The following is a 21,227-nucleotide window of genomic DNA, read 5'->3' on the forward strand; positions in this document are numbered from 1 at the left end:
CCGATCATGGATGAGCTTGCTGAGGACCTGGAACTGCTTCCCACCACCCGGCGTGCGCTGAGGCACCGGATTGCCGTCGCGCAGAGCGCGGGGCGAGCGCCGTCGGTCGTGGCGGCCGTGCTGCGCGGCGGGGAGGTGGTCTGGGAGGGCGCCCGAACCTCCGTGGAAGGGCACGGCCCGGACGGGAACGTCCAGTACCGGATCGGGTCCATCAGCAAGACCTTCACGGCCGTCCTCGTGATGCGCCTGCGGGACGAAGGCCTGTTGGCGCTCGACGACCCGCTGGAGAAGCACCTCCCGGGAACGGGTGTCGGCCGGGTCACCGTCGCCCAACTGCTGGCCCATACCGGCGGGCTGGCGGCGGAGACCCCCGGCGAGTGGTGGGAGCGCACCCCCGGCGCGCAGCGTCCCGGGCTCGTCGACGTCCTGGGGGAGGAGCCCTTCCGGCTCACTCCGGGCACGCGGCACCACTACTCCAACCCCGGTTACACCCTGCTCGGTTCGCTGGTGGAGGCGGTGCGCGGCAGGCCCTGGGAGGACGTCCTGCGGGCCGAGGTGCTGGAGCCCCTCGGCCTGGACCGGACGAGCGGGCGGCCCCAGGCCCCCCACGCGGGCGGCTGGGCGGTCCATCCGTGGGCCGACGTGATGATGCCCGAGCCGCTGGAGGACCTCGGGCTGATGGCCGCGGCCGGCCAGCTCTGGTCCACGACCAGGGATCTCGCACGGTTCGCCGACTTCCTGCTGCGAGGTGACCAGCGGGTCCTGAGCGCGGAGTCCGTAGGGGAGATGCGCCGGCCGGCCGCGCCGCCCGAGCCCGGGCTCGCCGAACTCGGCTACGGGCTGGGAGTGCAGCTGATGGCCCACGGAACGCGCAGGCTGGCGGGCCACAGCGGCTCGCTGCCGGGGTTCGTCGCCGGACTGTGGCTGAGCGAGGCCGACGACATGGCGGCGGTGGTCCTGGCCAACTGCACGTCGGGGCCGGCCGTGACGGCCGTCGCCGCCGATCTCATCGGGATCGTGGCGGACGCCGAACCGCCGTTCCCCCGGCCGTGGCGGCCGTTCACGGAGGCGGAGCAGGTGCCGCTGGAACTGTGCGGCCCCTGGTACTGGGGCACTGCGCCCCACGTCGTGCGGTTGGTCGCGGACGGTTCACTGGAGCTGGGACCCGTCGGCGTTGTGGGCCGCACGGCGCGGTTCCGGGCCGAGCCCGACGGCAGCTGGACCGGCCTGTCCGGGTACTACGCGGGCGAGACGCTGCGCGCGGTGCGCCGCGAGGACGGCTTTGTGAGCCATCTCGACCTGGCCTCCTTCGTGTTCACCAGGGAGCCGTACGACCCGGGGGCGCCGGTGCCCGGCGGGGTCGACCCGCAGGGCTGGCGCGGGATCGGCTGACGGCCGGACCGGTCTCAGGCGACGAGCTCACGTTCCAGCGGTGTGCGGAAGCGCGGGGTGACGCGCGCTTCGCCCACCCAGGCGGAGAGGCGGTCGGCCTCGGCAGTGATCGCCTGCTCGGCCGTACGGCCGGGGTCGCCCAGCAGCCGCCAGACGATCCCACCGTCCGGTCGCTGGGCCCAGCCGCCGACGATCTCGCCGTTCCACCACACCGTGGGGCCGATGTTGCCCGCATAGTCGAAGAGGGCGGAGCGGTGGGCGGGGTCGAGGTGGAAGCTCCGGTCGGCCCATCCCATGCCGCTGGGGTCGAGCGCGGGGAGCAGCGCTGCCCACGGCTCAGGAGCAGGCTCGTGTGCGGTGTCTCCGGGGCCTACGAGCGCGGTGCTGCCGTCATCGAGGCGCACCCGGTCGGGACCGACGGCGGCGAGAGCCTTGCGGACGTCCGTGAGCGTCCACCCGGTCCACCATTTCAGGTCGGCCTCGGTGGCCGGGCCATACGCGTACAGCCAGCGCCGGGCGATCTCCGCGCGCGCCTCGGCGGCCGGTAGGGCGGGCCACGGTGCGGTGTGGACCCAGCGGAACTGGCTGGAGGTCCACGATCCCCGCGGCCGGTCCCGGCGGATCCGGCCGTCGGCGGCCAGGAGGCGGATGACCCGGGTGGCGACTCCCTGCTCCGTCTCGTACTTCTTGCCGCGGCTGAGGGTGATCTTCCGTCGCAGGGCGGGCACGGCGGCGGACAGTTGACTGCCGGTGAGGGGCCCCTCGGTGTCGAGCGTGTCCAGCGCCTCGGCCTCCACGCCGGCCAGCCAGGCGGCGTCGAGTCCCTGCCCGTCCTCGTCGAGGTGCTTGAGGAAGGTACGGCGCTCCTTGGCCGCGATGGCGCGTGCACTTGCCGCGTCGACGTAGGGGGCCAGTTCCGCCGAGACCGCGAAGAGGGTGTTGCGCATGCTGAGCAGCCGCACGAGCCGTACCTCCTCGTACAGCGCCTGCTCCACCACGGCGGGGCTGCCTCCGGCGAGCCGGGCCCGCGCGGAGAGGAAGACCGTCGCGGCGTCGGTCGCGTGCAGGGCGACGACGGAGTCCGCCGTCTCCGCGACCGTCGTGGCGCGGGCCGACGGGGCCAGCCGGTGGCGTCGGCCCAGCCGGTACCTGCGCTCGGTGGTGGTGATGAGGGGGAGACGGGCGCTCATCCTCCCGATCGTAGGCCGGACCGCCGACACAACGGCCCGGTTCGGCCCGGCCCACGGATGCGGGATGTCAGAGCAGGAGTTTGAAGCCGACGTGCGATGCGGTGAACCCGAGCCGTTCGTAGAAGCGGTGGGCGTCGGTGCGGGTCACGTCGGACGTCAACTGGACGAGCGTGCAGGCCTCGGCGCGGGACTTCTCGATGGCCCACTCGATGAACCGGGTGCCGAGTCCGCTGCCGCGCTCGTCCGCGTGGACGCGGACGCCCTCGATGACGGAGCGCGTGGCGCCCTTGCGGGAGAGGCCGGGAACGATCGTCAGCTGGAGGGTCCCCACGACCCGGCCGGCCCGGACCGCGACGACCAGATGCTGGTGGGGGTCACCGGTGAGCCGCTGCAGGGCCGTGCGGTACGGGGTGAGGTCTTCCGGTGATTCGCGGGTGGCGCCGAGCGGGTCGTCGGCCAGCATGGCGACGATGGCCGGCAGATCAGCCTCGGTGGCGGGCCGGATCGCCACCTCGCAGGGATCGGTCACGATGATGTACCCCCTCAGCCGGCGGCCACGGTCAGCGGCGCCCAGCGACGCGTCCAGTCACCGGGCAGATCGGGGATGTCTCGGGTCATGACGGCATTGAAGGCCACGGACTCCAGTCCCCGCTGCTTGAGCCAGGCCAGCAGTTCCTCATGCCGTACGTCGACATCGGTACGCAGCGGCCGGGTTGTGCCCCTGGCGAGAGCGGTGATCAGGGCTTTGGCGGTGCCGGTGTCGCGAGCGATGAGCGGACCGACGACGTGGGTGTGCATGTTGGGCCAGGCCGCGGCGAACCCGGTGAGCATGCCTTCCGCGCCATGGTCCTCGGAGACGAGCAGCTGGTCGGCGAAGGCCGGCAGCCGCGTGATCATGTGTGTGCGGTCGGCACCGAAGACCTCCGCGTCCAGACGCAGGATGCGGGGGAGGTCGTCGGCAACCGCCGGCCGGATGTGCGGGGCGTCCTCCGTGTCGGCGGCGCCCTCCTGCTGGAAGGTGCCCACCAGCATCTCGGCGCGCCCCGTGGTCGCGAAGCCGAGTTCTTCGTAGAGAGGGCGACCGTGCGGCGTGGCGTGCAGGGTGAGCGCAGTTCCCTTGAGGACGCCGTCACAGACATGGGTCATCAGGGCCCGCCCCAGTCCCTGGCGGGCGTAGCGGTCGGCCACGAGGACCATGCCGATGGCAGCGAGGTCTGGTCCGGCAGAGGTGTTGCCGTACCGGGTGACGACGCAGGCGGCGGCGAGGCCCCGGCCGTCCGGGGCGTCCACGCCGAAGCCGTTCCCGGCGGCGAGGAGCAGTCCCCACTTGTGGTCCTCGCGGAGCCAGCCACGATCTTCGGACAGGTCGGCGCAGCGGTGGAGGTCGTCCACGGTCAGCGCCCGGATCGGCAGATCGGTGATGTGTGGTGGTGTCACCGGCCCAGACTGGATCATGGGCCGAGAGCCGTCCAGAGGATTTGAGTCGATGTTTCACGTGAAACATGACTCTCCAGCCGGCCTTACCGCCCAGAGCGCCGCGTGAAACACCCACGCGGTGTTTCACATGAAACACGGTGTTTCACGTGAAACCAACCCACTAACCTCGACGGCTATGACGCGCCTGCACCTCTTCGACCTCGACGGAACGCTGATGTACGGCTCGGCGGCTCCGGCGGAGATCTCCCGCCAGCTCGGGATGAGTGCCGAGATCACCGAGTTGGAGCGGTCCTTCGCCGCGCGGGAGATCGAACCTCACCAGTTCTCGGTTGCGGTCCATGCGCTGTGGGCCGCGCTGACGCCGGAGCACGTCAGGGCCGCGTTCGACGGGGCTCCCTGGTTGGCGGGCATCCGGGACGTCTGGCAGGAGATCCGGCAGCGCGGTGAGTACTGCGCCGTGGTCTCCCTGTCGCCGTCCTTCTTCGTGGAGCTGCTGCTGGAGTGGGGCGCCCATGCCGCCCACGGGTCCGTCTTCCCCGAAGTGCCGTTCACCCGGCCCGTGGAAGCGGCCGGAATCCTGACTCCCGAGGGCAAGGTCGCGGTGGCCGACCGGTTGTGCGAGCAGTTCGGCGTGACCCGGAGCGACTGTGTGGCGTACGGGGATTCAGGGACCGACATCCACCTTTTCGAGGCCGTGTCCGTCTCGGTGGCGGTCAACGCACGACCTCATCTGGCCGCTCGTGCGACCCATGTCTATGAGGGACGCGATCTGCGGGAGGTATACCAGCTCGTGGCCGTGGCGCGCCCGGGAGTTGCGGCATCTTAGGAGGAAAGTGGGTTCGAAACGCGGATTTTCCTCGTTTCCCCGCAGGCGTCGAAGACGGCTGGCACGCTGTGAAACCCGGAACCACGGCTTCATGGACCGTGGCGTGTGCACACCGACCGAGATGCTCGAAGCGAGGCACCGCATGGACGCTCCGCCCACCAGATCGGCCAGACGCGAAGCGGCCCGGATACCTGCCGAGGGCGGTGCGGCCGAGCCCTCACCGGATGCCGTGCTCATCCGCCGGACCCTCGCGGAGATCGCCCCGGTCGCCGACAGGGTGACCTCCTACTTCTACGCCCTGGTCTTCACCGGGCACCCGGAAGTGCGGGGCATGTTCCCGGCAGCCATGGACACCCAGCGCGACCGGTTGCTGAAGGCCCTGCTGACCGCCGCGGAGCACATCGACAATCCTGAGGTCCTCGCCCCCTACCTCTGCCGACTGGGCACGGGGCACCGCAAATACGGCACCATGGCCGGCCACTACCCCGTGATCGGAGAGGCCCTCATCGGGGCGCTGGCCCGCTTCGCAACGCAGAGCTGGGGGTCGCAGACCCAGGCCGCGTGGGTGCGGGCATACACCGCGATCTCCCAGATCATGATCGACGCCGCGGCGGCGGACGAGGTGAAGGCCCCTGCGTGGTGGCACGCCGAAGTGGTCTCCCACGACCTGCGTACCCCTGACATCGCCGTGCTGACCGTCCGCCCCGACCAGCCCTACCCCTTCCTGGCGGGCCAGTACGCGAGCCTGGAGACCCCGTGGTGGCCCCGGGTGTGGCGGCACTACTCCTTCGCCTCGGCCCCCCGGGCCGACGGCCTGCTCTCCTTCCATGTCAAGGCCGTCCCCGCGGGCTGGGTCTCCAACGCCCTGGTACGCCATGCCCGGCCCGGTGACGTGCTGCGCCTGGGGCCGCCCGCCGGGTCCATGGTGGTCGACCACACCACGGACAACGGCATGCTCTGCCTGGGCGGGGGGACCGGCATTGCCCCCATCAAGGCGCTCATCGAGGACGTGGCCGGGCACGGTGAGCGGCGCCCGGTGGAGGTCTTCTTCGGGGCGCGCAGCGACAACGACCTCTACGACAAGGACACCCTCCTGGGCCTCCAGCGCTCGCACCCGTGGCTGTCGGTACGGCCCGTCGTGGGCGACGGGCTGGCGGGACAGCTGCCGCACGCGGTGGGTGAGCACGGGCCCTGGAGTTCGTACGACGCGTTCATCTCGGGCCCTCCGGCGATGATCCGCAGCGGGGTGGACGAACTCCTGCGCATCGGCATTCCCGGCGAGCGGATCCGGCACGACGCGGTCGAGGAACTGGTGGGCAGCGACGGGTGAGACCGGCGGCCCGGGGCCGCCGGCCGTGTCCGCCGGCCCCGGAGGCCTCGGCCCGAGCCCGGAGGGGGTGTCAGCCGAGGTCGGGGGCGTGCATGGCGCGTACGCCCTCGATGTTGCCGTCCAGGTAGTGGCGGAGGGACAGCGGCACGAGATGGACCGCTGCGATGCCCACCCGGCTGAAGGGCACGCGGACGATCTCGTACTCTCCGGCGGGCTCGTCGACTTCGGGGCCGTGCCGGAGGCCGGGGTCCATGGATTCGAGGCGGCAGACGAAGAAGTGCTGCACCTTCACGCCGGTCACTCCGCCGCCGACGATGTGCTCGACGGTGTCGACGAAGCAGGGCACCACATCGGTGATCTTCGCGCCCAGTTCTTCGTCGACCTCTCGGTGGAGGGCGTCGACGACGGTGGCGTCGGTGGGTTCCACTCCCCCACCAGGGGTGACCCAGTACGGGTCCACGTCGGGCTTGGTGCGTTTGATGAGGATCAGGTCATCACCGTCGAGCAGGATCGCGCGGGCGGTGCGTTTGACCACGGGACGTTCGGTCATGGGAGAAGAGTGGCCCACCGCTCCGCTTCTGAAACGCGCCGGGGCCGGAAACAGGGGGCTCACCAGTGCACGGCGGCGTCCAGCAGGCGCTGACGCGCCCGGGCGAGGTGGGCGAGGGCCGGGCTGCCGGCCCGTAGGACCAGGAACCACGTGCGCAGCGGTGGCACGGCAGGCTCGGCGACGGCCGCGATCCGGCCGCTGTCGAGGGCGTCCTGGCACAGGTACCGGGGCAGCACCGCGAGCCCGGCGCCCGCCAGCACGCACTGCAGTACGGCGCGCAGGTCCGGTGCGACGACGGTGGCGGTCAGCGACCGGCCCGCGGGCAGGACGTCGAAGACGGCACTCCAGTACCGGGTGACGAGCGGCAGGGTCTCGTGGACCTCGACGAGCGGGATGCCCTCCAGGGCCACGGGCCCGTCGTCCCGCAGTCGGTCCGTGTCGACGAGGGCGGCCCAGTAGGGCGCGCCGACCAGGACGTGCTCCTCGTCGCACAGTGCCGTGGTGGTGAAGGGGCCCCCGCGGGGATGTGCGGTGGTGACGACGAGGTCGTGGTGACCGGCGGCGAGGCCGTCGAGCACGGCTGCGGCGTCGCTCTGCAAGGTCGCACGCAGAGTGTGGCCCTGGCCGACCAGGGGCGCCAGGGCGGGCAGCACGCGCAGCGACAGGAACTCGGGCGGTCCGGCGACGTGCAGGGACCGCAGTCCTCCGGTGTCCTCCCGCTCGGCCTCGGTGATCCGCAGCAGGGCGTCGAGGTGCGGGGCGGCCTTGTGGGCGAGTTCGTCGCCGACGGTGGTCGGGGTGACCCCGCGGGCCCGGCGGTGGAACAGCGGGCGCCCCAGCTGCCTTTCCAGGGTGCGGATCTGTGAGGTCACGGCGGGTTGGGACAGCCCGAGGAGGGCAGCGGCGCGGGTGAACGAACCCGCCCGGTGGACGGTGACGAAGGTGCGCAGCAGGGCCAGATCCATCGCGACACCTCTCGGTGGGGGTCTACAACTATAAATATGCAGATAGGCCCCTGTCGCTACCGTGATTGGACTCTGACGCAGAGTCAATTAGCCTTGTGGCGTGGTTCTTCGCGCGCGGAACCCGGGGCGGTCCGAGCCACTAGGGGGGAGGCTCGGACCGCCCTTCACCGCGGTCCGCTCAGTGTTTCCGACCAGCCGCGTCGAGGGCGTGGTCGAGGGCGCGCAGCACGTCCGCGACCAGATCCTCGGTGTCCTCCGCCCCGGCCGAGAAGCGGATGAAGCCCTCGGACACGGCGTCGCCGCCCCACCGCCCGCGCCGCTCGGCGGTGGACCGTACGCCCCCGAAACTCGTGGCGTCCTCGACGAGGTGCAGGGCGGCCATGAACCGTTCGGCGTGGGCCCGGTCGGGCAGCGTGAAGGAGACCACCGAGCCGAAGCCCCGCATCTGGCGGGCGGCCGTCTTGTGGGACGGGTCCGTGGGGAGGCCGGGGTAGCGCACCCCGCTCACGTCCCGGCGTCCGTTCAGCGCCTCCGCGACGGCCAGGGCGTTGGTCCACTGGCGCTGCGCGCGCAGCTGGATCGTGGCCAGCGAACGGTGGGCGAGCCAGGCCTCCATGGGACCGGGGATCGCGCCGACGATCTTGCGCCATCCGCGGACGCGGGCCGCGAGTTCCGGGTCGCGGCACACGACGTACCCGAGCAGCAGGTCCCCGTGGCCCGTGAGTCCCTTGGTGCCGCTCGCGACCGAGAAGTCCGCCCCGAGCTCCAGGGGCCGCTGCCCCAGGGGCGTGGCGAGGGTGTTGTCCACGGCGACCAGGGTCCGGCCGGCGTGCGCGGCCGCCACGAGGTGCCGGACGTCGCACACGTCGAGCCCCGGGTTGGAGGGCGTCTCGATCCACAGCATCCGGGCGCCGTCGAGCACCTCCATCTGGGCGTCCCCGCCGGTGGGGGCGGTGCGGACATGGATCCCGTACGCCTCCAGCTGCTCCCGCAGCAGGGGCAGCGCCTGGTAGCCGTCGTCCGGCAGGACGACGGTGTCACCCGTGCGCGTCTGGGAGAGGAGGACCGCGGACACGGCCGCCATGCCGGAGGCGAAGACGATCGTGTGGACGTCCTGGCCGGGGGCCTCCAGCTCTCCGACGGCCCGTTCCAGCAGGGTCCAGGTCGGGTTGGTGTCCCGGCCGTAGGCGTACGGTCCCTCGACGTCCCCGGGGAGGTGGAAGTGCGCGGCGAAGACCGGTCCCGGCAGGGGCGGTTCGTTCTTGACGGCCTCGGGCAGGCCGGCCCGGACGGCGCGGGTGCCGTCGCCGATCGCCCCGCCGGTTGCTTCGGGGAAGTGCTCATTCACGCGGTGTGCTCCTTCATCGCCTCGCGTACGGCGTCCGGCAGACCGGCGGCCTGTTCAGTCCTTGTCGGGAAGGACCAGGTTCACGGCCCAGGACACGACGGAGATGATCAGGCCGCCCAGCAGCGCGGTCCAGAACCCGTCGACGTGGAAGCTGAGGTCGAGCTGATCGGCCAGCCACGAGGTCAGGAGCAGCATCAGGGCGTTCACGACCAGGGTGAACAGCCCCAGGGTGAGGACGAAGAGGGGCAGCGACAGCAGCTTCACGAGCGGCTTGACGATCAGGTTGACCAGGCCGAAGACCAGTGCGACGAGGATCAGGGTGAGGGTCCGGCGGCCGAGGCTGCTGCCGTCGTCGAGGGTGATGCCGGCGAGCAGCCACACGGCGACGGCCAGGGCCGCCGCGTTGGCGAGCGTCTTGACTACGAAATTCGTCATGTGTCTGATCGTGGCAGAGAAGATCCCGGCGGGACATCCGCAGATCAGCGGATGCGAAGGAACGATCGAGTACAAGGGGCACAACCACGATGAAAGCCTTCCGGCTTGACGAGCTCGAAGCGGAACGGGCCGCCAACGACGGCGCCTATCTGCAGTTCCTGCGCGAGCGGAACATGTCCGTCGGGCTGTACGCGCTCGATGCCGGCCAGAGCGACCCGCAGCGGCCGCACGGACAGGACGAGGTGTACTTCGTCGTGAGCGGCAGGGCCTCGATCACGGTCGGGGAGGAGACCACCACCGTGGCGCGGGGCAGCGTCGTCTACGTCCCGGCGGGCGTCCCGCACAAGTTCCACCACATCACCGAGGACCTGAGGGTGATGGTGGTGTTCTCCCCGCCGGAGGCCTGAGCGGCCTGGGGGTGCGGGGCGGTGGGGGGCGCGGCCCCTGTCCCCCTAAGGGGCGGATCAGGGGACTCCGGGGGCTCGCGGGCCCCGATCCGATCCCGCCCGCTCCTAGCATCGGGAGCAGGAAGTCACCGACGGGAAGACCAGGAAGAGGTCGAGGACATGAACGGCATCCGAGAGATATTCGCAGGCATGCCCTGGTGGGTTAAGTGGGTCGCCGTTCCGCTGCTGGCCCTGTTCGTCTTCGGCGGCGTCATCACCAGCATCCTGGGCGCACTGATCTCGTTCGCCTTCAAGCTGCTCCTCTTCGTCGGCCTCGTCGCGGGTCTGATCTTCGTCGTGAAGAAGGTCGGCGGCGGCACGTCGAAGTCCTCGTCCGGCGAGTGGTAGGTGACGGTCCGGGGCGGCTCGGCGTTAACCCGGCTGAGGGAACGTGACGCCCCGAACCGCTCACGGCCACGGAATCGGTGGATAGAGTCGCGAGGTGTGCCGTCCCTGGGCACCAAGAGCCGGTATCACCTCCTGACCTGTGGTGATGCCGACGACCCGCCGAGCGCGACCCCAGGAACGGGCATGTGCGGGGGCGGCCCCCGCCGAGCGGGTCACCCCTGAAGGCCCGCCACCACGCCTGGGGGTGAGCTGTGTCTCCGGTCCACAATGCCGGTGTGCCGACACTGATCGGTTCGGTGCAGAGGGCGCTGAGGCTGCTCGAAGCCGCGGGATCCCACAGCGGGGGAGCCCCGGCGAAGCAGCTGGCGCGTGAGGCCGGGCTCCCCCTTCCCACCGCGTACCACCTGTTGCGCACCCTGACCCACGAGGGCTATCTGCGCCGGGAGGGCGGAGTCTTCGTACTCGGCGAGGCAGCCGGGAGGCTGGCCGCCGGGGGACTCCAGCAGAAACGTCGCAGCATAATCCTCGACTCGCTCGCGCACTTCCGTGACGCGGTCGGGGCGCCCGTCTACTTCGCGGTCTACCGCGAGGGTGAGATCGAGGTCGTGGGCGTCTCCGACACCCCGGGCAGCCCGGCGTGCGAGGAGTGGGCCGACTTCCGCCAGACCGGATACGCACACGCCATCGGGCAGTGCCTGCTCGGACAGCTCGACGAGGATGCGCGCCGGGACTATTACGACCGTCACCCGGTGGACGCCATCACCCCTTATACCGTGCGCGATCTTCGCTCCTTGGAGAACCGGATCGGGGCCCTCGGGCGAATGCAGACGGTAATCGAGCGGCAGGAATATGCCCTCGGCACGGTCTGTGCCGCGATCCCCATCACCGCCGGGGATGCGGTCGCGACTATGGCCATTTCCTTGCCCTTGCATCACCAAGATCGATTGCTGTGTGTAGTCGATCGACTACGCTGTGAAGTAGGCGCGCTGTTGAGCACCCTCTCGTTCTCTATCAGTATCTGAAAACTCACTCCTTGTGATCCGCGTGCGCGTCCACCACTCTTGTCAAGAGGGCCCTGGGGGTTCATTCCTGGCCACTTCCACTACAGCGGGGTAGGCAATGCGCGAGTCGGTACAGGCAGAGGTCATGATGAGCTTCCTCGTTTCCGAGGAGCTCTCGTTCCGGATCCCGGTGGAACTCCGGTATGACGCCCGTGATCCCTACGCAGTCCGCCTGACCTTTCACCTTCCCGGAGACGCGCCCGTGACCTGGGCGTTCGGCCGGGAACTCCTCCTCGACGGCATCAACAAGCCGTGCGGCGACGGCGATGTGCACGTCGCCCCCACCAGCCCCGAGGAGTTGTCCGACGTCCACATCCGACTCCAGGTCGGCACAGACCGGGCGCTGTTCCGTGCCAGCGCGGCTCCACTCGTAGCCTTCCTCGACCGCACCGACCGGCTCGTTCCACTCGGACAGGAGCGGAACACCGGCGACTTCGAGGTGCACTTGGACGAGGCGCTCGGCCGGATCCTGGCCGAGTCGAAGCAGAACGAGCAGAACGCAGGCTGAACCGCCCCCGCACCGACCCGTCGGCGCGCTGACCAGCACCGGCGCGCGCAAGCAGCGTCAGTGCGTGCACCGCCGCGCGCAGGGGCCGTTCAGCGCTTGCGCCGGCGGCCCCGGCCGCCGCGGGCCTGCCCCGAGGCCGCTGCGCCGGCCGGGGACTCCGGCCGGTCGGCCGATACCACCAGGGCGGCGAGCGCCGTCGTCACGGGCACCGAGGCCACCAACCCGATCGAGCCCACGAGCGTCCGGACGATCTCCACCGCGACCAGCTCGCTGTTCGCCACCGATCCCACACTGCTGTTGGCGATCGAGAACAGCAGGAGCAGCGGCAGCGCGGCGCCCGCGTAGGCCAGCACCAGGGTGTTGACCACCGACGCGATGTGGTCGCGCCCGATCCTGATGGCCGCCCGGTACAGGGACCGCGGCCCCATCGACGGGTCGGCCTGGTGCAGCTCCCAGACCGCCGAGGTCTGGGTGACCGTCACGTCGTCGAGCACGCCGAGCGATCCGATGATCACGCCCGCGAGCAGCAGGCCGCTCATGTCGATGTCCGGGTAGAGCCCGTGGATCAGCCCGGTGTTGTCGTCCGTGTTGCCGCTGAGGAACGCCCAGTCGATGAACACCGAGCCCAGCAGGCCGATCAGCAGCAGCGACACGAGCGTCCCGAGGACGGCCACCGATGTGCGGGCCGTCAGGCCGTGGCACATGTAGAGCGCGATCAGCATGATCGCGCTCGCCCCCACCACCGCGACCACCAGCGGGTTCGAACCCTGCAGGATGGCGGGGAGGATGAAGAGCGTCAGCACGCCGAAGCTGACCACCAGGGCGATCAGCGCGAACAGCCCGCGCATCCGCCCCACGAGCACGACGGCGAGCGCGAAGATGCCGGCCAGCACCGCCAGCGGCAGCTTCCGGTTGACGTCGATCACCGAGTACTGGAGGTCCCGGGGCGCGTCCGGGGCATAGGCCACCACCACCTCCTGGCCGTCCGCCAACTGCCTGGGCGCGCCCGGCTGGACGATCTCCACGAAGGTGCGTCCCTTGTCCGGGCCGGTCCCGATCTCGACGGTGGCCTTCTTGCACTCGCCGGCCTGCGCACCCCGGGCCGCGCCGCCCGGCGGGGTCGAGGCGCCTTCGCCCGACGGCACCTGCGAGGCGTTCACGGACTTGCAGTCGACCTGCTCCAGCGAGACCACCGTGGCCTGCTGGGTCTGCCGGTCGAAGCCCACCCCCGTCCGCTCGTGGCCCGGGGTGCCGCCCGGCCACAGCACCACGAGGCCGACGAAGACAGCGGCGGCGAAGGGGATCAGGACGGCCGCGATGACCTTGCGCAGGTGCTTCGAGACGGGCGCGGCCGGCCCGTGACCGTGGCTGTGGGAATGGCCGGAGGAGTGCCCGTGGCCGTCGTGCGCGTGGCCGGAGTGGGCACTGGGCTCAGTGGGCTCGGAGGGAGGCTGCGGCGATGACGTCACCAGCAGATCATCGCAAGAGATGAGGGGGCCCACTGTTCAGCACGCCATGGAGGACGCTAGCGTGGGGGCACCTTTGCACAACGCGGGAGCTCGGAGCACCGGGCTGAGAGGGCGCTGATCACCGTACGCGATCACGATGCGTACGGGAGGAGGCTGCGCCGACCGCCGAACCTGTTACCGGGTAATGCCGGCGTAGGGAGATCAGGTCTCATGACCATTCAGGACGCACGCACGCCTGCCGTCAGCCAGGACGCCGACGGCTCGACCGAGCGCAAGCCGGGCTGGCACAAGGGCTACGTGGCGGGCTCCCGCCCCGACATCCGGGTGCCGGTCCGCCAGGTCCACCTCACCAACGGCAAGGACGTGACCCTGTACGACACGTCCGGTCCGTACACCGACCCGCAGATCGAGACCGACGTACGGCGGGGCCTCGCGCCGCTGCGCGAGAACTGGATCATCGGCCGCGGCGACACCGAGGAGTACGCCGGCCGCCCGGTCCGCCCCGAGGACGACGGCATCAAGCACACCTCGCCCCGCGGTGGCCTCAAGAACCTCGACGCGGTCTTCCCCGGTCGGCCCCGCCAGCCCCGCCGGGGCCGGGACGGCGCCGCCGTCACGCAGCTCGCGTACGCCCGCCGAGGCGAGATCACCCCGGAGATGGAGTACGTCGCGATCCGCGAGAACGTCTCCCCCGAGGTCGTCCGCGAGGAGATCGCCGCGGGCCGCGCGGTGCTGCCGGCGAACGTGAACCACCCGGAGATCGAGCCGATGATCATCGGCAAGAAGTTCCTGGTGAAGGTCAACGCCAACATCGGCAACTCCGCCGTCACCTCCTCCATCGAGGAGGAGGTGGAGAAGATGACATGGGCGACCCGCTGGGGCGCGGACACGGTCATGGACCTCTCGACGGGCCGCAACATCCACACCACCCGCGAATGGGTGCTGCGCAACTCCCCCGTGCCGATCGGCACCGTGCCGCTGTACCAGGCGCTGGAGAAGGTCGACGGCCGCGCCGAGGACCTCACCTGGGAGATCTACAAGGACACGGTCATCGAGCAGGCCGAGCAGGGCGTCGACTACATGACGGTCCACGCCGGCGTGCTGCTGCCGTACGTGCCCCTGACGGCCCGCCGCAAGACCGGCATCGTCTCGCGCGGCGGCTCGATCATGGCGGCGTGGTGCCTCGCGCACCACAAGGAGAACTTCCTCTACACGAACTTCGAGGAGCTCTGCGAGATCCTGGCGACGTACGACGTCACCTACTCGCTGGGTGACGGCCTGCGTCCCGGTTCCATCGCCGACGCCAACGACGCGGCCCAGTTCGCCGAGCTGAAGACGCTGGGCGAGCTCAACACCATCGCCAAGCGCCACAACGTCCAGACGATGATCGAGGGCCCGGGCCACGTCCCGATGCACAAGATCAAGGAGAACATCGACCTGCAGCAGGAGATCTGCGAGGAGGCGCCGTTCTACACGCTGGGCCCGCTGACCACGGACGTGGCGCCCGCGTACGACCACATCACCTCGGGCATCGGTGCCGCGATGATCGCCTGGTGGGGCACGGCGATGCTCTGCTACGTCACGCCCAAGGAGCACCTGGGCCTGCCCAACCGGGACGACGTCAAGACGGGCGTCATCACGTACAAGATCTCGGCGCACGCGGCCGACCTCGCCAAGGGGCACCCGGGCGCGCAGCAGTGGGACGACGCGCTGTCCGACGCGCGGTTCGAGTTCCGCTGGGAGGACCAGTTCAACCTGGCCCTGGACCCGGACACGGCACGGGAGTTCCACGACGAGACCCTGCCCGCCGAGCCGGCCAAGACCGCGCACTTCTGCTCCATGTGCGGTCCGAAGTTCTGCTCGATGAAGATCTCGCAGGACATCCGCCGGGAGCACGGTGGCGACCTGAAGGCCGACGAGATCGAGGCCGGCATGGCGGTGAAGTCCGCCGAGTTCGCGGCCTCGGGCAACCGCGTCTACCTGCCGCTGGCCGACTGACGCCGTCCCGGCACGGCAGGCCCGGCAGGGCCGGCTGAACGGGCGGACCCGCGACCCATGGGGGGAGTCGCGGGTCCGCCCGTTTTTCGTGTTGCCGGGGCGACCGGGCGGGCGGGGCGGATCGGTGGAGCGGGAGACCGGGGGCCATTGGTGTCGCATTGATAGTCCGATAAGTGGACTTATCTGCGAGGGTCGCGCGGCGGCGCGGCGGTGGTTTCCACGCTACCGATGTGGCCGGAGAGGCCACCCCACCACCGTGGTTCGATCGGTTCCGAGAAGGAGTGGTATGCGCCCCGAGAACAGGACCGGGTCGGCGCTCGGCCCGCTGCCGAAGAGCAGTTGGCGCAGGGCCGGCACGCTGGCATCGCTCGCCCTGGTGATGACGGGAGTGGCCGTCGGGCCCGCCGTCGCACTGGCGCAGAACGTACAGACCGCCGAGCGGTTCGGCGCGGCGGCCCCGAGCGGCGGTGACGCCTGCGAACCGGGGTCCGATCATGAGCCCGACCGGCGGCCGGAGTTCGACCCGGACCGGGGACCGGACGAGGGCCCGTGGTCGCCGCCCCTCATGGGCCACCCCCATGGTGACGACCGGTGCGAGCCGGGCCGACCCGGACCGACGGGCCCCACCGGCCCGAGGGGCCCGATGGGAGCCACGGGCGCGGACGGTGCCGATGGCGCGGACGGTGCGACGGGCGCTACGGGTGCCACCGGCGCGGACGGTGCCACCGGCGCCACCGGGGCTACGGGTGCTGATGGCGCGGACGGTGCGACCGGACCCACGGGTGCGACCGGGGCCACCGGCCCCACCGGGGCTACGGGTGCCGATGGCGCGGACGGTGCGACCGGACCCACGGGTGCGACCGGGGCCCCGGGTGCCACGGGCGCGACCGGTGCCTCGGGGGCCACCGGTCCTTGCAGCGCCATCGACAGCACCGCGCCGTCCAACACCGTGTCGTTCAACGCCGTCCTCACGAACGGCATCGCCTACGCCGGCCGGGCGGCCTCCCCCGGCGGCCTGCCCGTCTGGCAGGACCTCACCGACGCGGACAACCCGGACTTCCCGTTCGGCAGGGCCTGCGGCATCTCGATCGTCGCCCAGGGCCCGAACTCGTACATCAAGGTGCTGACGACGGACAAAGGGTCTACCAGACGCACGGCGACACCAACGGCGCAAACTTCGTCTGGGACGAGCCGTGGGTCGAACTGACCCCCGGTCCGACCGGAACCCTCCGGGGCAAGGACCTCAAGCAGGACTCGCTGCGCAGAACTCCCCTCGACCGCGCCCGCTGACCGCCCTCGCGGCGAGGGGCCGGACGCATCCCGTGCTGTGGATGCGTCCGGCCCCCGGCCGGGGTGCGAGCGGGGGCCTCAGGCCACCACCTGGTATTCCGGCCCCAGCTTGGCCAGGGCGAACGCGCGGTTCTCGACGACCCGTTCGCGCTGGCTCTCCGGAAGGCCGCCCTCCCGCAGGAGGCGGTCGCAGCACTGGAGCGACTCCTCGTACGCGCCGACCCAGTAGGCGGCGACCGCGAGCTCGTCGAGTGCGCGCCACGCGTACCAGTCGAACTCCACGAACAGGATGTCGTCGGGGCGCGGGATCTGCGCCGCCTGGCGGGCGAACAGGTACGCGAGCGGGAAACGGCCTTCGAGACGGCACAGGCGCGCGAGGTCGCCGAGTGCCTCGGCCCGCCCGGGGCGGCTCTCATGGGCGCGGAGATAGCGGTCCATCACCTCGGCCGGCGGGCGCTTGAGGCCCGCCGCGAGCCGCGCCGCGTACAGCCGGGCGCAGAAGACCTCCTCGGCGAAGCCGCCCATGTCCGCCCGGCGGTCGTAGGCGGCCAGGGACTTCTCCGGCTCACCCGCGTCACGCCAGCTCTGTGCGAGATAGAAGGCATAGCGGGCGTTGTCCGGTTCTTCGGCCAGCCCCTTTTCGAGGATCCCGGCATCGCGGAGGTACTTCTCCCGGTCGCTCCCGTCGCCCTTGCGGGCTCCGCCCCCGACGACGCGGATGTGGAATCCCTCGACCACTCCCCGGGTGAAAGGCGCTTCGCAGTCGAGGTACTCGTGCAGCACGCCGACGTATTTCCAGGGCAGGCGGGTGGAGACGAGGGCGGGACGCCAGTGGATGACCGGCCGGTGGTGGACCGCGACGCCGTACGAATCGAGAGTCAGCTCCGGCATGACGAAACCGGGGTCGACCTCGATCACGTCGTCCGCATCGATGAACAGCAGGTAGTCGGCGCTGGAGCGCGCCAGTTCGATGGCCTCGCTGCGGCTGCCGTCGAATCCCTTCCAGGAGCGTTCGTACAGGACTCCGGGAATATCACGGAAGAACTCGCGGATGATCTCCTGGGTGCCGTCCGTCGACCCGGTGTCCACGATCACCCAGGTGTCGATCAAAGGGCGTACGGAGGCGAGACAGCGCCTGATCACCGCGGCCTCGTTCTTCACGATCATGTTCAGGCAGATTTTTGCTTTCACGGATCCCGTCCACGGTGGTGGTGAAGTCGATCGTGAGGCGACCGTAGGGACCGGGTCGGGGGGGTGCAAGGAAGCCACGGGGAGAGCCGCCACCTGGGCCCTCTTGATGGTCCGATGAGATGACTGCTCAGCGAGGCGGTTCAGCGTGTTCCTGCTCGATGCCGACGATGCATGAGGCGGCCCGTCCGGGCCGATCGCACATCGTTCGATCCGGTTTTCAGAAGGAGCGGCGCATATGAGCCCCGTGAACAGGACCAGGTCATCCCTCGGCCCGGTGGCCCGGCGGAGTGCTGTGGTGAGGGGAGGCGCGCTGGCCTCCCTCGCCCTGGTGATGGCGGGCATCGCCAGTCCCGCGTTCGCCACCGCCCAGGGTGTCCAGACGGCCGAGACGGTCCGGTCTGCGAGCCCCACCGGCGGAGGTGACTGCACGACGAAGAAGCGCGCGAACCACGATCCGGCAGCGACGCAAGCCCAGGCCGGCCCACGCGGCGGCGACGACTGCCAGGGCCAGCGGGGCCCGACGGGCCCCCGGGGCCCGCGCGGCCCGCAGGGCGAGGACGGCCAGGACGGCGCCACCGGTCCGACGGGCCCCACCGGCCCGAGCCTCTGCCTCGACATCGACGCCGTGCGGGACAACGCCGACCGCGAGTTCAAGGCGGTCATCCCCGGTGACGGCAACACCTACGCCGGCGTCCGTGAGCTGTCGGCCGGCGGCGCGACGGTGGGCCCGTGGATCTGGTACGACCTGACCACCAACCCCATGGGCAACTACCCGGCCGGCGCGTGCGGCGTCGCCATCAGCCACCAGGCCAACCGGCTGGCGGTCGAGGTGGTGACGCAGACGGGGCAGATCTGGGAGACCTTCTGCACCGTCAACCCGGGCACCCCCGACACGCTGACCTGCAACGGCGTGTGGACCCTCGATGTGCCCCAGCCCGACCCGAACGACCCGGACCTGGGCCGCGCGGCCGACGCCCCGCCGCTCCGCCCGATGGACCCCAACCACCTGCCCAAGACGCTCAAGTAGCCGCCAGCCGCTCGGATCACTCAGTCCGGCCGGTGCTGCGGGCCGCCGAAGTCCGGGCTCGTGAAGTCCGGGGGCGTGTAGCCGGGAACGGACCCCTCCGAGGGGGGTCCGGGACTGGTGAAGTCGGGCCGGGTGTACCCCAGACTGGGGATGCGCCCGGCCCCTGGCGTGCGGGGGGTCGGAAAGCCCGGCCCCGCACTCGGGTCGGCCAACGCGTCGCGCAGGAACGGGATGATGCCGCGCTCCAGCAGAGCGTGCCGCCAGGCCTCGCGGGCCCGTGCCACCTCGTCGGGTACGGCCTCGGTCTCGTCCGCCGCCACCTCGGTCGCGCTGTTGCGGACAGCCGTGACCAGCAGCCCGATCACGGCGAAGAGCAGGGCGGCCGCGGTCAGCGCTCCGAAGAGCCAACCCGTCGTCACCATGGTCTGCGCGAAGGCCGGTTCGGGCTCGATCATCTTCAGGATGTAGCCGACAAGCAGGAAAATCAGCATGGCGGTGCCTGCCAGGACCGGTGCGAGGACCGCGACCACCGCGCTGACGCCTGCACCGCCGCCGCTGCCCCGGTCGTCGTCCGCGTCCCCCGACGCAGCCGGTGCGGAGAGCACCTCGTCGCGTCGTTCCTCGCGGACCCTGACGTAGTGGCCGTACTCGGCCGCGGCAGCGGCCGCCAGCAGGGCACTGGCGCCCTGGGCCATGGTGCGCAGCTGCTCGGCGTTCAGCCGCTCGCCGAGGGTGGCGAGCTCGGGCCGTTCGCTCGCGGCGCGCAGGGCCTCGTCTATGAGCCGGTCGAATTCCGGTCGGTCTTCGGTCAGCAGGTGCGGAGCGCTGGTCATGTGCATCCCCCGATGCTCCGTAGAAGCCGGTTTGCCCGCGTAGACCCGGGTGCCGGCCGAAACGGAGGAGAGCCTGCTACGGATAGTGCGATGGTAGAGCGCCCACACCACGCCGTGACAGGGGCTTTCCGGAAATACCCCTCTGCGTGAGCTCTCAGTCGCTCAGCGGCAGCCGTACGACCAGCAGCTTGCCGGCCATCGTCACGCCGCCGTCCATCGCGATGGCGAGCCCGTCCGCGTAGACGTGAGGGCCGTCCACCTCCGGCCCGCGGGAATCGTCGCCGTCCTCGGTGCCGACCTCCCCGAGCAGGTACGGGATGGGGCTGTGGCCGTGGACGACGCGGTTCCCGCCGTAGGTGTCGAGGAGTTCGCGGACCGCCTGCGGGCCGGTCTCCTCGTCGCGGAAGGCGAAGCGCTTGGTGAACTTCCGGAAGAGGTCCCAGGTGATGTCGACGTCGCCCCGGTTGAGCAGCTCGTGGATCGTGTCGTTGACGTCCTCGATGGAGTCGCCGTAGTCCAGGTAGGCCGTGGTGTCGGAGTGCAGCAGCAGGTGGCCCTCCTCCAGTACGGCCGCGTCCAGCCGCGACATCCACTGGATGTGCACGTCCTGCAGACGCTCCATGTCGGTGCGCTGGCCGCCGTTGAGCAGCCAGGCCGCCTGGAAGGTGGCGGTACCGGCGCCTGAGACCACGGGGGTGTCGCCGAACCGCTTGGCGCCGATGAGCAGCAGTTCGTGATTGCCCATCAGGGCCTTGCAGTAGCCGCCGGCGGCGGCCGCTTCGGCGGACAGCCGCATCACGAGGTCGATGACGCCGATGCCGTCGGGACCGCGGTCGGTGAAGTCGCCGAGGAACCAGAGCCGGGCGTTGCCGGCGGACCAGCGGCCTTCCGCGTCGATCAGGCCCTGGGCGTGCAGTTCTGCGACGAGTTCGTCGAGGTAGCCGTGGACGTCGCCGACGACGTACAGCGGGCCCGGGCCGGCGGTGTCCTGTGGGACGTACTGGACCTGCACGGTGTCGCCGGGGCCGCCGAGTGCGCCGCGGCCGATGACGGGGAGGTCCCGGTAGGTCGGGGTGTAGCCCTCGGGTTCGTCCTCCTCGGGGCCCTGGCTCATGGCCTGCACCGGTTCGGCGTGGGCGCGGGCGCCGACCGGGTCGTCGGAGCCCGTCCCGGCCGGCGCAGGGTGGCGCTGCCGGTCCTGCGGCCCCGTGTGCGGGTGTTCCTCGCGGCGCGGGTCCTGGCGGGGGTCGTGCCGCGGATCGCGGTGCGCGGCCGGAGCCGGAGCGGGCGCGGCGGGCGCGGGCGGTGCCGGCGGCTGCGGCGCGTAGCCGGGCTGCCGGGGTACGGAGGCCTGCGCACCGTCCTCGTAGTACGCCGGGTACTCGCCGTACACGGGGGTCTCGTCGGGCAGACCGGTGGATACGGCGTACGGCGCGGCGGGTTCGGTGACTGGCACCCGGAAGTCCCGCAGCGTTTCCGTCCGCATCGCGGGTCCCTGACCGGCCCCCTGAGTCATCGACCCCTCCACCACCGTCGCGCTGCCGTACACCTGCGGACCCTCCTTGACCTCCGAGGAGGAGGGT

Annotated in this window: 21 protein-coding genes and 1 riboswitch; of the genes, 10 read left to right on the forward strand and 11 right to left on the reverse strand. The window is 71.0% G+C overall.

Annotated features, from left to right (window positions below):
- Window positions 1-6 precede the first annotated feature (6 nt).
- Window positions 7-1,392 carry a serine hydrolase domain-containing protein gene (locus tag IF89_RS0106575; protein ID WP_030762556.1) on the forward strand — a complete coding sequence of 462 codons (1,386 nt, stop codon included), beginning with the start codon at window positions 7-9 and terminating at the stop codon, window positions 1,390-1,392.
- A 14-nt stretch (window positions 1,393-1,406) separates the two neighbouring features.
- On the opposite strand, the gene IF89_RS0106580 is transcribed toward IF89_RS0106575, so the two are convergent.
- The 3 genes from IF89_RS0106580 to IF89_RS0106590 all read right to left on the reverse strand — a co-directional run bounded on the left by IF89_RS0106580 (window position 1,407) and on the right by IF89_RS0106590 (window position 4,019).
- Entirely contained in the window at window positions 1,407-2,582 is a 1,176-nt protein-coding gene (locus tag IF89_RS0106580; RefSeq protein WP_030762559.1) for a winged helix DNA-binding domain-containing protein, read from the reverse strand.
- A 67-nt stretch (window positions 2,583-2,649) separates the two neighbouring features.
- Window positions 2,650-3,111, reverse strand: coding sequence for a GNAT family N-acetyltransferase (locus tag IF89_RS0106585; RefSeq protein ID WP_030762561.1), 462 nt, complete (start codon window positions 3,109-3,111; stop codon window positions 2,650-2,652).
- 14 nt (window positions 3,112-3,125) lie between these two features.
- Complete coding sequence (locus IF89_RS0106590) at window positions 3,126-4,019, reverse strand: GNAT family N-acetyltransferase (RefSeq protein ID WP_030762565.1); 894 nt, start codon at window positions 4,017-4,019, stop codon at window positions 3,126-3,128.
- Between the two features lie 175 nt (window positions 4,020-4,194).
- Between IF89_RS0106590 and IF89_RS0106595 the strand changes: the two genes are divergently transcribed.
- On the forward strand, window positions 4,195-4,845 hold the full coding sequence (locus IF89_RS0106595; RefSeq protein WP_030762568.1) for an HAD family hydrolase: 651 nt from the start codon (window positions 4,195-4,197) through the stop codon (window positions 4,843-4,845).
- Between the two features lie 121 nt (window positions 4,846-4,966).
- A complete protein-coding gene (locus tag IF89_RS0106600) occupies window positions 4,967-6,175 on the forward strand; it encodes a globin domain-containing protein (RefSeq protein WP_078628144.1) in 1,209 nt (402 codons plus the stop codon).
- A gap of 70 nt (window positions 6,176-6,245) precedes the next feature.
- On the opposite strand, the gene IF89_RS0106605 is transcribed toward IF89_RS0106600, so the two are convergent.
- The 4 genes from IF89_RS0106605 to IF89_RS0106620 all read right to left on the reverse strand — a co-directional run bounded on the left by IF89_RS0106605 (window position 6,246) and on the right by IF89_RS0106620 (window position 9,473).
- Window positions 6,246-6,725, reverse strand: a complete 480-nt coding sequence (locus IF89_RS0106605) for an NUDIX domain-containing protein (RefSeq protein ID WP_030762574.1) — start codon at window positions 6,723-6,725, stop codon at window positions 6,246-6,248.
- 59 nt (window positions 6,726-6,784) lie between these two features.
- Window positions 6,785-7,690: a LysR family transcriptional regulator gene (locus IF89_RS0106610; protein WP_030762577.1), complete on the reverse strand. Its 906-nt coding sequence runs from the start codon at window positions 7,688-7,690 to the stop codon at window positions 6,785-6,787.
- A 178-nt stretch (window positions 7,691-7,868) separates the two neighbouring features.
- A complete protein-coding gene (locus IF89_RS0106615) occupies window positions 7,869-9,038 on the reverse strand; it encodes a cystathionine gamma-lyase (protein WP_199820466.1) in 1,170 nt (389 codons plus the stop codon).
- 54 nt (window positions 9,039-9,092) lie between these two features.
- Entirely contained in the window at window positions 9,093-9,473 is a 381-nt protein-coding gene (locus IF89_RS0106620) for a phage holin family protein (RefSeq protein ID WP_030762583.1), read from the reverse strand.
- 89 nt (window positions 9,474-9,562) lie between these two features.
- Here IF89_RS0106620 and IF89_RS0106625 point away from each other — a divergent pair, with 89 nt between their 5' ends.
- From IF89_RS0106625 to IF89_RS0106640, 4 genes are all read left to right on the forward strand, one after another.
- The gene (locus IF89_RS0106625) at window positions 9,563-9,880 is read left to right on the forward strand and encodes a cupin domain-containing protein (RefSeq protein WP_030762586.1); all 318 of its coding nucleotides are present in this window, start codon (window positions 9,563-9,565) and stop codon (window positions 9,878-9,880) included.
- A 159-nt stretch (window positions 9,881-10,039) separates the two neighbouring features.
- Window positions 10,040-10,267, forward strand: a complete 228-nt coding sequence (locus IF89_RS0106630; protein WP_030025781.1) for a DUF5326 family protein — start codon at window positions 10,040-10,042, stop codon at window positions 10,265-10,267.
- A gap of 284 nt (window positions 10,268-10,551) precedes the next feature.
- Window positions 10,552-11,289: a helix-turn-helix domain-containing protein gene (locus IF89_RS0106635; protein ID WP_078628145.1), complete on the forward strand. Its 738-nt coding sequence runs from the start codon at window positions 10,552-10,554 to the stop codon at window positions 11,287-11,289.
- Window positions 11,290-11,386: 97 nt separating this feature from the next.
- Window positions 11,387-11,836 (forward strand): SsgA family sporulation/cell division regulator, encoded by a 450-nt coding sequence (locus IF89_RS0106640; RefSeq protein ID WP_030762590.1) that lies wholly within the window; start codon window positions 11,387-11,389, stop codon window positions 11,834-11,836.
- 89 nt (window positions 11,837-11,925) lie between these two features.
- Here IF89_RS0106640 and IF89_RS0106645 read toward each other — a convergent pair whose 3' ends face one another.
- Entirely contained in the window at window positions 11,926-13,305 is a 1,380-nt protein-coding gene (locus tag IF89_RS0106645; protein WP_051806849.1) for a YibE/F family protein, read from the reverse strand.
- A gap of 72 nt (window positions 13,306-13,377) precedes the next feature.
- Window positions 13,378-13,521: riboswitch (TPP riboswitch) on the forward strand.
- On the opposite strand from IF89_RS0106645, the gene thiC reads away from it, so the two are divergent.
- Both thiC and IF89_RS46900 read left to right on the forward strand, forming a co-directional pair.
- The gene (gene thiC, locus IF89_RS0106650) at window positions 13,516-15,303 is read left to right on the forward strand and encodes a phosphomethylpyrimidine synthase ThiC (RefSeq protein ID WP_030762597.1); all 1,788 of its coding nucleotides are present in this window, start codon (window positions 13,516-13,518) and stop codon (window positions 15,301-15,303) included. Its footprint overlaps the riboswitch before it by 6 nt.
- Window positions 15,304-15,589: 286 nt before the next feature.
- On the forward strand, window positions 15,590-16,510 hold the full coding sequence (locus IF89_RS46900; protein WP_051806850.1) for a collagen-like protein: 921 nt from the start codon (window positions 15,590-15,592) through the stop codon (window positions 16,508-16,510).
- A 161-nt stretch (window positions 16,511-16,671) separates the two neighbouring features.
- Here IF89_RS46900 and IF89_RS0106660 read toward each other — a convergent pair whose 3' ends face one another.
- Window positions 16,672-17,784, reverse strand: a complete 1,113-nt coding sequence (locus tag IF89_RS0106660) for a glycosyltransferase (protein WP_234327679.1) — start codon at window positions 17,782-17,784, stop codon at window positions 16,672-16,674.
- Between the two features lie 295 nt (window positions 17,785-18,079).
- Between IF89_RS0106660 and IF89_RS49005 the strand changes: the two genes are divergently transcribed.
- Window positions 18,080-18,811: a collagen-like protein gene (locus IF89_RS49005; RefSeq protein ID WP_051806851.1), complete on the forward strand. Its 732-nt coding sequence runs from the start codon at window positions 18,080-18,082 to the stop codon at window positions 18,809-18,811.
- Window positions 18,812-18,831: 20 nt separating this feature from the next.
- On the opposite strand, the gene IF89_RS0106670 is transcribed toward IF89_RS49005, so the two are convergent.
- Together IF89_RS0106670 and IF89_RS0106675 are read right to left on the reverse strand one after the other, a co-directional pair.
- Window positions 18,832-19,650: a hypothetical protein gene (locus IF89_RS0106670; RefSeq protein WP_030762606.1), complete on the reverse strand. Its 819-nt coding sequence runs from the start codon at window positions 19,648-19,650 to the stop codon at window positions 18,832-18,834.
- A gap of 148 nt (window positions 19,651-19,798) precedes the next feature.
- Window positions 19,799-21,160, reverse strand: coding sequence for a metallophosphoesterase (locus tag IF89_RS0106675; RefSeq protein WP_030762608.1), 1,362 nt, complete (start codon window positions 21,158-21,160; stop codon window positions 19,799-19,801).
- Between the last annotated feature and the right edge of the window lie 67 nt (window positions 21,161-21,227).

The sequence above is a fragment of the Streptomyces sp. NRRL F-2664 genome (genome assembly GCF_000719345.1).
Classification (GTDB): Bacteria; Actinomycetota; Actinomycetes; order Streptomycetales; family Streptomycetaceae; genus Streptomyces.

Bases quoted from the DNA above. Each gene is read 5' to 3' on its own strand.
- IF89_RS0106630 (WP_030025781.1), top strand. From the start codon at position 10,040: ATGAACGGCATCCGAGAGATATTCGCAGGCATGCCCTGGTGGGTTAAG.
- IF89_RS0106575 (WP_030762556.1), top strand. From the start codon at position 7: ATGGATGAGCTTGCTGAGGACCTGGAACTGCTTCCCACCACCCGGCGT.
- IF89_RS0106675 (WP_030762608.1), bottom strand. From the start codon at position 21,160: ATGACTCAGGGGGCCGGTCAGGGACCCGCGATGCGGACGGAAACGCTG.
- IF89_RS0106600 (WP_078628144.1), top strand. From the start codon at position 4,967: ATGCTCGAAGCGAGGCACCGCATGGACGCTCCGCCCACCAGATCGGCC.
- IF89_RS0106605 (WP_030762574.1), bottom strand. From the start codon at position 6,725: ATGACCGAACGTCCCGTGGTCAAACGCACCGCCCGCGCGATCCTGCTC.
- IF89_RS0106670 (WP_030762606.1), bottom strand. From the start codon at position 19,650: ATGCACATGACCAGCGCTCCGCACCTGCTGACCGAAGACCGACCGGAA.
- thiC (WP_030762597.1), top strand. From the start codon at position 13,516: ATGACCATTCAGGACGCACGCACGCCTGCCGTCAGCCAGGACGCCGAC.
- IF89_RS0106595 (WP_030762568.1), top strand. From the start codon at position 4,195: ATGACGCGCCTGCACCTCTTCGACCTCGACGGAACGCTGATGTACGGC.
- IF89_RS0106620 (WP_030762583.1), bottom strand. From the start codon at position 9,473: ATGACGAATTTCGTAGTCAAGACGCTCGCCAACGCGGCGGCCCTGGCC.
- IF89_RS0106625 (WP_030762586.1), top strand. From the start codon at position 9,563: ATGAAAGCCTTCCGGCTTGACGAGCTCGAAGCGGAACGGGCCGCCAAC.
- IF89_RS0106640 (WP_030762590.1), top strand. From the start codon at position 11,387: ATGCGCGAGTCGGTACAGGCAGAGGTCATGATGAGCTTCCTCGTTTCC.
- IF89_RS0106580 (WP_030762559.1), bottom strand. From the start codon at position 2,582: ATGAGCGCCCGTCTCCCCCTCATCACCACCACCGAGCGCAGGTACCGG.
- IF89_RS0106610 (WP_030762577.1), bottom strand. From the start codon at position 7,690: ATGGATCTGGCCCTGCTGCGCACCTTCGTCACCGTCCACCGGGCGGGT.
- IF89_RS46900 (WP_051806850.1), top strand. From the start codon at position 15,590: ATGCGCCCCGAGAACAGGACCGGGTCGGCGCTCGGCCCGCTGCCGAAG.